This window comes from Clostridia bacterium (assembly GCA_012840125.1).
In the GTDB taxonomy this organism is placed as follows: domain Bacteria; phylum Bacillota; class DULZ01; order DULZ01; family DULZ01; genus DULZ01.
The window spans coordinates 25,691-33,874 of sequence record DULZ01000083.1 but is presented as its reverse complement, the minus strand read 5'-3'; the positions used below and the strand labels follow the sequence as shown (position 1 = coordinate 33,874).

At 51.5% G+C, this 8,184-nt stretch carries 10 protein-coding genes; all 10 read right to left on the bottom strand.

Annotated features, from left to right (window positions below; translation table 11 throughout):
* Nucleotides 1-202: 202 nt before the first annotated feature.
* On the bottom strand, nt 203-1,099 hold the full coding sequence (locus GXX34_09685; GenBank protein HHW07780.1) for a polyprenyl synthetase family protein: 897 nt from the start codon (nt 1,097-1,099) through the stop codon (nt 203-205).
* 5 nt (nt 1,100-1,104) lie between these two features.
* On the bottom strand, nt 1,105-1,347 hold the full coding sequence (xseB, locus tag GXX34_09680) for an exodeoxyribonuclease VII small subunit (GenBank protein HHW07779.1): 243 nt from the start codon (nt 1,345-1,347) through the stop codon (nt 1,105-1,107).
* Complete coding sequence (xseA, locus tag GXX34_09675; GenBank protein HHW07778.1) at nt 1,316-2,566, bottom strand: exodeoxyribonuclease VII large subunit; 1,251 nt, start codon at nt 2,564-2,566, stop codon at nt 1,316-1,318. The genes xseB and xseA overlap by 32 nt, the downstream gene beginning before the upstream one ends.
* Nucleotides 2,567-2,568: 2 nt before the next feature.
* Complete coding sequence (locus GXX34_09670) at nt 2,569-3,198, bottom strand: cyclodeaminase/cyclohydrolase family protein (protein ID HHW07777.1); 630 nt, start codon at nt 3,196-3,198, stop codon at nt 2,569-2,571.
* Nucleotides 3,199-3,220: 22 nt separating this feature from the next.
* Nucleotides 3,221-4,069 carry a bifunctional 5,10-methylene-tetrahydrofolate dehydrogenase/5,10-methylene-tetrahydrofolate cyclohydrolase gene (locus GXX34_09665; GenBank protein ID HHW07776.1) on the bottom strand — a complete coding sequence of 283 codons (849 nt, stop codon included), beginning with the start codon at nt 4,067-4,069 and terminating at the stop codon, nt 3,221-3,223.
* 127 nt (nt 4,070-4,196) lie between these two features.
* Nucleotides 4,197-5,597 (bottom strand): NADPH-dependent glutamate synthase, encoded by a 1,401-nt coding sequence (gene gltA, locus GXX34_09660; GenBank protein HHW07775.1) that lies wholly within the window; start codon nt 5,595-5,597, stop codon nt 4,197-4,199.
* Nucleotides 5,588-6,427, bottom strand: coding sequence for a sulfide/dihydroorotate dehydrogenase-like FAD/NAD-binding protein (locus tag GXX34_09655; protein HHW07774.1), 840 nt, complete (start codon nt 6,425-6,427; stop codon nt 5,588-5,590). The genes gltA and GXX34_09655 overlap by 10 nt, the downstream gene beginning before the upstream one ends.
* A gap of 97 nt (nt 6,428-6,524) precedes the next feature.
* Complete coding sequence (locus GXX34_09650) at nt 6,525-7,439, bottom strand: O-sialoglycoprotein endopeptidase (protein HHW07773.1); 915 nt, start codon at nt 7,437-7,439, stop codon at nt 6,525-6,527.
* Between the two features lie 73 nt (nt 7,440-7,512).
* Nucleotides 7,513-7,932 carry a transcription antitermination factor NusB gene (gene nusB / locus GXX34_09645; protein ID HHW07772.1) on the bottom strand — a complete coding sequence of 140 codons (420 nt, stop codon included), beginning with the start codon at nt 7,930-7,932 and terminating at the stop codon, nt 7,513-7,515.
* 21 nt (nt 7,933-7,953) lie between these two features.
* Nucleotides 7,954-8,172, bottom strand: a complete 219-nt coding sequence (locus tag GXX34_09640; protein ID HHW07771.1) for a DUF2273 domain-containing protein — start codon at nt 8,170-8,172, stop codon at nt 7,954-7,956.
* Nucleotides 8,173-8,184: the final 12 nt, after the last annotated feature.

Here is an 8,184-nt window from a genome sequence, read left to right as displayed (position 1 = left end):
CTCCCAGCACCAACCCCCGACGGGGCATCGGCAGCCAGCACCAGGAACTTCATCGATGTGCCCTTTGACGGATTTTTAGGCCCGTCTTCAAAATTGGCCATTCTGACTAGAATACTGCACCACTCATTTTTAGAAATAATGTACGCCTATTTCGACTAAGCATTATACCACCGAATAGGCTAAAGAGCAAGGGGCAAGAGAATCAGATCTCTCTTTGTCCAATATAGACGGCCAGCTGTCGCAATGCTTCGGCTTGTTCTCCGAAAGATTCCAGAGCCCGTACCGCTTGGCTGATACAGTCTTCGGCTTTTGCCCGCGCTGCCTCAATACCCATTAGACCGGGATAAGTAGCTTTTTGCTTCTTGGCATCACTTCCGGTTGGTTTGCCGAGCAAGGCAGGATCTCCTTCGATGTCTAGAATATCATCGATAATCTGAAAGGCCATGCCGAAGGCATCGGCGTAGTTAGCTAAATGTTCTAATTCTTTCTCCGTAGCCCCGGCCAGCCTGGCACCGGAAAGGATACAAGTCTTAAACAAAGCGCCGGTCTTGTGCCGGTGAATATAGGTTATGGTATCCAGGTCCACCCGGACGGCTTCTGATTGCAGGTCTACCACTTGCCCGCCGATTAAACCTGTGGTTCCAATGCTGCAGCTGATATCCTTGATGATTCTTACCACTAATTCTTCCGGGAAAACACCTTCGGGTGGAGCTAAATGGGTTAGCAGTTCAAATGCATAAGTTAGTAAGGCATCTCCGGCCAAAATGGCGATTCCTTCCCCGAAAGCTTTATGACAAGAGGGCTTGCCCCTTCTGAAGTCATCATCATCCATCGCCGGTAGGTCATCATGAATCAGCGAGTATGTATGGATGTATTCCACGGCACAATATAAGGGGGCCATGGCTGCCGGGTCGCAATGGCCGATTGCTTCTGCGGAAGCCAGTACCAGGATAGGCCGCAATCTTTTGCCTCCGGCGGCCAAGCTGTAATGCATGGCTTCATGAATTACTGCCGGGTAGGTATTTGGCGGGGGCAAGTGCTTGAAAAGCGCTTCCTCCACCATCTTTTTTCTATCTTGCAAGTATTGTTGGATGTTCATCATGGTTATTCCTCCGATAGGGAAAAAGGTTCCAGTAATAGCCGGCCGTCTTCCTTTTCCAGCAGGACCGACAGCCGCTGTTCCGCAGCAGATAGTGTTTTCCTGCAATAGTTGGCCAAAATGACGGCTTCTTCAAATAGATCCAGGGCTTCGTCCAGGCTCAGTTCCTCCTGTTCCAGGCGCTGCACGATAGCTTCCAACCGCTGCGACGCTTCTTCATACGTTAGGTTCCGGTTGTCCTTGGGCACTAGATTCTTTCACCCCCATTACCCGGCAGTCCAAGCTGCCTTCTTTCAGTTTTACTTCCAACAGCTGGCCCACCACCACTTGAGCGGCACTGGTGATTATTTTGCCTTGCTCGTCCCGGCAAATGGAAAAACCTCTTTGCAGTACCTTCAAAGGGCTCAAAGCATCCAGTTTGTGCCACTGCACACCCAGTTTATTGTGCCGTTCCTGGAAATACTGTTTAATGATCAGATGCAGTTTGTGCTGGGTGGCTTCAAGCCGCTGTTTCTGCCGGGCAAAAAGCTGTTCCGGTCGTGCCAGGATTGAATACTTGCCAATCCCATGCAGGTGCTGCTGCTTTTTGGTCAATAGACTCACCAGGCTGCGGTGGGCTCTCTTGAGTTTTACGTCCAGTTTATCCAGTTCTTCACGGAGGTCAGGTACCACCAGAGCCGCAGCAGCCGTAGGAGTGGGAGCCCGGCGGTCCGCCACCAAGTCAGCGATGGTAAAATCAGTTTCATGTCCTACTCCCGTTACCACCGGAATGGTTGAAGCAGCAATACTCCTGGCCACTTGTTCCGTATTGAAAGCCCACAATTCCTCCAGGGATCCTCCTCCCCTGGCCACAATAATCACATCTACCTGACCGAAGCGGTTCAAGAGCGCCAAAGCATGGGCAATAGAATCAGGCGCACCGGCACCCTGCACGAGGGCCGGGGCCACCACAATATCCAAAGAGGGACATCTTTGCAGCAAGACTGTCAGGATATCCCTTATGGCTGCGCCCGTGGTGGAAGTGACCAAACCGATCCGGCGCGGCAGGTAAGGCAGTTTCTTTTTGCGCTCCGGTCGAAACAGCCCTTCCTTTTCTAACTGGGCCTTCAGCATTTCAAAAGCCCGGTGCAAATCCCCCACGCCTAATGGGTGCACTTCTTCTACGTAGAGCTGGTAAACACCGTCCCTTTCGTAAATGGAAAGGGAGGCCCTTATCAGGACCTCCATCCCATCTCGCAAGGGTACGCGCAGTTCCACAGCTTTGGAGCGAAACATGACGGCACGGATAGAGCCGGTCCGGTCCTTTAAGGTGAAAAACAGGTGACCGGATCCGGGCTGCCGCAGGTTGGAAATCTCCCCCTTAATCCACAGGTTGGACAGGAAAGGATTGCTGGACAACAGCTCCTTCAGGTAATTATTCAGTTCCGAAACCTGCCAACACTTCACTGGCTCTGCGCGAAACAACATAGTTACATCCTGTCCCTTACTTGTGCTACAGCCTTTTCTCTCAACTGGGCGGCTTTCACGATAAGGGCATATTTCTCTTGTTGGACCTGGTCCACGTATTCAGCATCTTTGATGCTGGGGATGTTAATATCCACGCTCAACAGGACGCTGTTTAAAGCTGCTTCCGCCACGTAGGCTGCCACTCCCACGTCGCTAATGGCTCCCTTGTTTCCGATGGAGGACAGCTCGGCAGCCAATTCCAGGCCTTCCAAGCACACCCGAGCTATTTCCATCGGGGTATCGGTAGCCGCTTTGAGGGCTTCCTGCATTTTGCCGGCCCGCAGGCTCTTTTGTTCTTCCGTATCCTTTGGCATTTTCAGCGCTTCCATGAACTTGCCGAAAACCTGCATATCTTCCGCCACGAGCTCCTCTAGGCGGGCCATAATTCTACTGGTTTTCTCCAGAATTGCCTTTACTTGTGGTTCCACATCTTTATATTTTTCCTTGCCTGTGGTCAAATTGGCGACCATGGAAACCATGGCTACCCCGAAACTTCCCACAATGGCGGACACACTGCCGCCGCCTGGCGTAGGAGCATCAGAAGCGGAAGCTTCTAATACTTGACGCAAAGAAGAATCAAAAATGTTACTCATCAAAGCAACCTCCCGGGAAAAATCATTTCTTTTGCTGGAGCTTTAATCCCAGCAATACGTTCCTGAACAAGAGGGCCGTGGTCAAAGAACCCACTCCGCCGGGCACAGGGGTAATGGCACCGGCTACCTCCTTGACCGCTTCGAAATCCACGTCTCCGGTGATGCCGCCCTCAACTTCGTTGATACCGGCATCGATGACGACAGCGCCGGGCTTGACCATGTCGGCCTTAATCATGTTGGCCTTGCCGACGGCAGCGATGAGAATATCGGCTTGGCGGGTGTGGTAGGCCAAATCTGCGGTACGGGAATGGCAGATGGTGATGGTCGGATGGTGCTTTAATAATAGGAAAACCAAAGGCTTGCCGACTGTCTCACCACGGCCGACGATGACAGCGTGTTTACCCTTTAACTCGACACCGGACCGCAGCAAAATCTCTACGCAGCTTTGGGGCGTAGCGGGAAACAAGCCTTCTTGACCACTTAAAATGTACCCCCGGTTCACCGGATGCACACCATCCACATCCTTTAACGGATGAACCGCTTCCATGACCTTTTCCTTGGAAATATGATCAGGTAAAGGAAGCTCCACCATAATTCCGTGGACGGAGGCATCATCATTCAGTTTTTGAATTAAAGAAATCACTTCGGCTTCCGGGGTACTGCCCGCCAGGTGGAACAGTTCGAAGTCGATCCCCACTTTTTCCGCGGCTTTCTGCTTGGAATTGGCATAGACTACTGAGGCAGGATCATCGCCCACCAGAATCACGGCTAGTTTAGGAATAATGCCCTGCTCTCTCCATTGCATGGCCTCCGCCTTTACTTCTTCCCTGATTTCGGCCGCAATAGCCTTACCGTCAATAATTTTAGCCAACCGGATCAACCCTTTCTTTATAGTAATTTTAGCCACCGGGATATAAGGTACTCATCTGATGAAAACCAGCAAAGGGTGGCATCAAAATTGTGGCAATATTGATGCGTCTAGACTAAGGTATAATCGGTTAATTGCCGTTGGATTTCTGTTTCAGATAAGCATCGATGGCTTGTGCCGCCTTCTTGCCGGCACCCATGGCCAGGATGACGGTGGCAGCCCCGGTCACGATATCTCCGCCCGCGAACACACCTTCCAGAGACGTTTGGCCTGTCTCTTCGTCCGCTACAATATTGCCCCGTTTCGTCGTGGCCAATCCTTCCGTGGTGGTAGGAACTAATGGGTTTGGTCCTTGACCGATGGCCATGATCACCGTATCCACATCCATGACGAACTCGGACCCTTCAACGGGTATGGGCTTTCTTCTCCCTGATTCATCGGGTTCACCTAATTCATACCGGATGCACTTCATACCGGTTACCCAGCCTTCTTCATTGCCGAGGATCTCCACCGGACTGGTGAGAAGAACCAGCTGCACTCCTTCCTCTAAAGCATGCTCCAGTTCTTCATGACGCGCCGGGATTTCGGCCTTGGATCTCCGGTACACAATGTACACTTCTTCCGCCCCTAATCGCAAGGCAGTCCTGGCAGCATCCATAGCCACATTGCCTGCGCCGCATACGGCTACGCGGCGGCCTACTTTCACCGGGGTGGCATATTCAGGGAACAAGTAACCTTTCATCAGGTTAACCCGGGTCAAGAATTCGTTAGCTGAGTAAACCCCGTTATAATTTTCCCCCGGAATGTTCATGAAATACGGCAAGCCGGCACCGGTACCGATGAACACCGCATCATAACCTTGTTCCAGCAGTTGATTGACTGTTTCAATCTTGCCGATCACACTGTTAACCTTAATTTCGACACCCAAGTCCCGGAGCGTGTCAATTTCTTTCTGCACTACGGCCTTGGGAAGCCTGAATTCCGGAATACCGTACATCAATACGCCGCCGGGCACGTGTAAGGCTTCGAAAACGGTGACCTCATAGCCCATCTTGCGCAGGTCAGCGGCACAGGTCAAACCTGCCGGGCCGGAACCTACCACGGCCACCTTTTTGCCGTTGGAGGGTATGCGCTGGGGTTTGGCACTGTCATTGGCCATGGCATAATCAGCCACAAAGCGTTCCAGGCGTCCAATGGCGACGGGATCTCCTTTCTTGCCTACGACACAATACTTTTCGCACTGGTTCTCCTGGGGACAAACTCGACCACAAATAGCAGGGAGATTGTTGTACTCTTTAATGCTGTTCGCAGCACCGATAAAATCTTTTTCCTTAATTCTCGCAATAAACTCGGGGATATTGACCTGCACGGGGCAACCCTGGCGGCAGCCGGGCTTCTTACATTGTATGCAGCGCTCCGCCTCTTTTAGGGCGTCTTCTTCCGAATAACCAAGGGCAACCTCATTGAAGTTTTTAATCCTGGCTTTTGCATCCTGAGCCGGCATCGGCGTTTTGTCTTTAATTAATGGCATCCGCATCCACCCCCGCATTGACCTTTGGCCATGGCCCGTTTTTCTTCATCCTTGTACATCTGGCTCCGCCTGATGGCTAATTGCCAGTCCACCAAGTGCCCGTCAAATTCCGGTCCGTCAACACATGCGAACTTAGTTTCATTGCCAACACTGATCCGGCATGCGCCGCACATGCCTGTTCCGTCCACCATGATGGGGTTCATGCTCACAATGGTCTTAATGCCGCTGGGCCTGGTCACTTCCGAAACGGCACGCATCATCACCAGGGGGCCGATCCCCCAAACCCGGTCCACTTTTTCTTGTTCAATTATTTCTTTTAGAATGTCAGTCACGAAACCTTGGCGTCCATAAGACCCATCATCCGTAGCCACATACAACCGGTCACTGACCGCTCTCATTTCTTCTTCCCAGAACAGCAAGTCTTTATTACGGGCACCGATAATGGAGATCACTTCATTACCGGCTTCTTTAAGAGCTCTGGCAATTGGGAAAATGGGGGCAATTCCCACCCCGCCGCCGACACACACTACTTTGCCAAAGTTTTGTACGTCAGTGGGCTCTCCCAATGGACCCACAAAGTCCAATAAGTAATCTCCTGCTTCCAATTTGCCTAAAGCCATGGTGGAGTAACCCACTTCTTGGAAAATAATAGTGATGGTACCGGCTTCGCGGTCATAGTCGGCTACGGTCAATGGAATACGCTCGCCCATTTCGTCCATGCGCAAAATCACAAATTGACCGGCTTTGACATTCCGCGCCACATCCGGTGCTTGAACGTCCATCAACTTGAGCGTTGGTGAAAATACCTTCTTTCTTACAATCTGGTACAACGTACTCCCCCCTAATTAAGATCGTACTGTAATCATATTCCACTATTTAGGGATTTCTCCTGCAGGAAATTTATTAGAAATTTAGTACAATAATTTACTAAAGTAGACCTTGCTGGAAAGCCATGACACCGCTGAGAGCCACGCCAACACTGTTATCGGTACTTAAGTCAGGTTCGGCGAAAACCAGCTGGGCTCCGACGGCAGGATGACCCAGGCGATGGATCAGTCTTGCCCGGAGATACCGGTTTGCCGCCACACCGCCCACGATTAACACCGTTTTAATACCGGTATCCTCAACGGCCCGGCGAAGAACCTTTTCCAGAGTTTTGGCGATGCAGTTTTCCACCGCCCGGGCGATGCTCTCTCTTGGTAAGCCTTGGGCGATCAATCGCTGGGCGCAGGTTTCACTGCCGGAAAAACTGAAGGAGTAACCCTTGACGGAAGAAGGTATGATAATATCCCGGCCCTGCGCCTGCCGGGCCAGTTTTTCCAAATGGGGTCCTGCCGGAAAGGGCAGGCCCAGGGCCACTCCCACCCTGTCAATGAACTGGCCCGCATGAAGATCTTTGGTAGCGCCCAGGATCTCAATGGCCAGCTTTGCTTCCCCGGGCTTAACGGTTACGTGCAGTAGTTCCGAGGTTCCCCCGGACAAATGTACGGCTAAGAAAGCAGGTGGCAGACCGGCCTTACCGGACCAGAGCCCTGCCAGTAAGTGTCCCTCCTGATGGGTGGTACCCCAAAAGGGCACTCCCAGCGTACTTGCCAGCACCCGCCCAAAGGCTTCTGAAACGGTAAACACCGGCATATAAGAACCATCGACAGGCCGCGGCTTGGTACTGGCCGCTACGGCCACCAGTTCTACGTCTCGCAGCCCGGGCTCGACGGCTTGAAAGACTCCTGCTATGTTTTGGACATGTTGAAACACCGCCCGGGACTGTTGTAATCCTCTTTCTCCCTGTGGCACGGTCAGGAGACGGCGGTGTTCCGCGAGGAGATGGCCATCAATACTCATTAAAGCCAAAGATGTGGTATAGCAACTTGTGTCAATACCTAAAACCGCTTTCACTGTTGGCCTCCCCGGTATGTTATTCTTGCGGTTGTTCTTGAACAATATGGCGCCGGATTTGGTCCAGAATACCGTTGACAAAGGCACCGGCTCCTTCCCCGCTAAAAACCTTGGCCAATTCTATGGCTTCATTAATAGTTACGTTAGGTGGAATGTCGGGTACATGCAAGAACTCAAAAACGGCCAGGCGCAGGATATTCCGGTCCACATTGGCGATCCTGTTTAACGGCCAGTCACGGGAGTGCTGGGAAATCAACTTGTCCACTTCTTCGAGATGCTCCAAGGTCCCAAGAACCAGTGTTGTGGCGAATTCTTTTTCATCGCTGGATAAATCTTCTTCCTGAAAGCTGTAGTGCAAGGCTTTTTCGGGACGGATCCTGCCTACGTCAATTTGAAACAGTATTTGCAAAGCTTTTTCCCGTGCAAGTCGTCTTCCCAATACTGTCACCCCAAAAAACAATTAATCACCAAACCACTTGTTTAACAGTTTCTGCAAGTCTCCTTTTTCATCAGCCCGCTTACCGACCAGGTAACCAATCCCAATACAGATGGCGATAAAAAGGGTTTTCCATAACCCGACGGATACTGCCAGCAAACCGAATAATAATCCTAACCCGATTCCGATGACTTTACCCCGGTGATGCTGCCAAACCTTATTGAATATTTCATCCCAATTCAATCATCATCACCT

Excerpts from the sequence above, each read along its gene's own strand:
- GXX34_09650 (HHW07773.1), bottom strand. The coding sequence starts at position 7,439 with ATGAGTATTGATGGCCATCTCCTCGCGGAACACCGCCGTCTCCTGACC.
- gltA (HHW07775.1), bottom strand. The coding sequence starts at position 5,597 with ATGCCATTAATTAAAGACAAAACGCCGATGCCGGCTCAGGATGCAAAA.
- xseA (HHW07778.1), bottom strand. The coding sequence starts at position 2,566 with ATGTTGTTTCGCGCAGAGCCAGTGAAGTGTTGGCAGGTTTCGGAACTG.
- GXX34_09685 (HHW07780.1), bottom strand. The coding sequence starts at position 1,099 with ATGAACATCCAACAATACTTGCAAGATAGAAAAAAGATGGTGGAGGAA.
- GXX34_09670 (HHW07777.1), bottom strand. The coding sequence starts at position 3,198 with ATGAGTAACATTTTTGATTCTTCTTTGCGTCAAGTATTAGAAGCTTCC.